The sequence below is a fragment of the Prolinoborus fasciculus genome (assembly GCF_056724605.1).
The window spans coordinates 1-1634 of sequence record NZ_JBWZQN010000130.1 but is presented as its reverse complement, the minus strand read 5'-3'; the positions used below and the strand labels follow the sequence as shown (position 1 = coordinate 1634).

Below are 1634 nucleotides of genomic sequence, written 5' to 3'. Positions count from 1 at the left end.
TAGAGGAATAGCTACTCGATATGACAAGCTCAAAAGAAATTATCAAAGTTCTGTTGCTTTAGCCTGTATATTTTTATGGCTACCTTTATAGGGTTAATTATGAACAGTAAATGTCAACAGACCCTAAATAGCTGCAATTGTGGTAGCGGTTCATATATTAGAGTTCTTTTATAAATTGTATTAGTTCAGCCTTGATCAGCCAATCTTCGACATGACCTACAATTCTTGAGGCTGTTGGCTCTGAAACTCCGTAACTCGTAGTAACGTGAAATAAGGTTCGGTATTCTCGCCAATAGCTTAGACAGAGCAGAATCTGATCCTTAATACTTAACTTGGGCGGTCTGCCTTGAGTTAAAACATGTTTCTTCAATTGATCAACCATTAAATAAAAAGTTGACCATGATATGCCTGTATATCGCTTAAACTGTGTTTCTGAAAACTTTTTGAATCGATGTGTTTCATTCATAAATTAGGCACGAATGCCAAGAAAATTAGAGGACGAATATTAAGCAAAATAGTGTTCAATTTTTATTTATGAAAGAAGATTATTGTATATTAACATATTGTTTTTTTAGTTAATTTATATTAATTATTGCTTTTTAGAAAGTTTTTCATAGCTAAGAAAAGTCTTGATGTATGAAAAAGAAAGCAAAAGTTTCGACAAAATCACACATTTCTTAAATAAAGTTGCATAATTTACAACTATTTGTAAAGTTCGTAACTTTGTTTTATTTTTTTGTAAATTAAGGTAAATTATAAAAAAATAATAAAATTAGTGGTTTAATTGTTTTTTATAAAATTTAAAGATTATTTTATTCTTTTTATTTGACATAGTTAGAAACATTTTTAAATTGTATCAATTTATTTTTTGTCTTAACCTTTTATAAGTATAGGATTAAATTTTTTAAAACAAATAAAAAACCAAAAATAGAGAATAGTATTGTGAATAATAAACTTTTGCATATTTTTAGCTCAAAGATAATAAGATAAGTTAACGGTTACTTAACTTTACTCATAATAATAAGAGTTACAGCGTAATCGTTAAAATAACTACATATACATATTCTTTTATTAAAAAGAAATGGAGAAAATCATGAACAAAATTACACAATCGGCATTAGCGGCATTAGTTCTTGGTGCTTGTTCTACGGCATCTTTTGCAGAAGATGAAGCAGCTCGAGGTGGTTATCATCCTCCTAAACCACCCATTGACTGGAGTAAATGTAATACTTTAGGCTGTGAAAAAGAAATTCCAATTTCACTTAAAATTAATAAGAAATGTGTTTTAACTGGTGGAAATGCAATAGTATTATCTGCTGCTGGTGGAACCCAAACTACAAATTATTCAATTACAACAAATACCCCTTATGTTCTGAATTTACAAACTGCAAATGCCGGTGCTAATAATACTACGTTTGTTAGACATGAAACAGATGCATCTGAAACAATTGCTACAACAATTGTGACGACTAAACAAGGTGCTGCAGGTGCTGTTCCATTTGGTAATGGCTTTGTTGCACAAAGATTTGAAATGCAAAGCGCCCCTAATTGAGCCAAATTTAAGGCGTAACTTGGGTAAGTGGTCGACCTAATTCCGTAAATCTGTTAAGGACTGCTACACGTGCATGAATTTC

2 protein-coding genes and 1 pseudogene are annotated in these 1634 nt (G+C 30.5%); 2 read left to right on the top strand and 1 reads right to left on the bottom strand.

Annotation, left to right across the window (positions count from 1 at the left end; all coding sequences use genetic code 11):
* Positions 1-91: pseudogene (locus AC1P5O_RS16515) on the top strand (IS5/IS1182 family transposase); the annotation flags it as partial.
* A 66-nt stretch (positions 92-157) separates the two neighbouring features.
* On the opposite strand, the gene AC1P5O_RS16510 reads toward AC1P5O_RS16515, so the two are convergent.
* The gene (locus AC1P5O_RS16510) at positions 158-382 is read right to left on the bottom strand and encodes a helix-turn-helix domain-containing protein (RefSeq protein WP_016807076.1); all 225 of its coding nucleotides are present in this window, start codon (positions 380-382) and stop codon (positions 158-160) included.
* 711 nt (positions 383-1093) lie between these two features.
* Between AC1P5O_RS16510 and AC1P5O_RS16505 the strand changes: the two genes are divergently transcribed.
* On the top strand, positions 1094-1552 hold the full coding sequence (locus AC1P5O_RS16505) for a hypothetical protein (protein WP_262466984.1): 459 nt from the start codon (positions 1094-1096) through the stop codon (positions 1550-1552).
* Positions 1553-1634 lie beyond the last annotated feature (82 nt).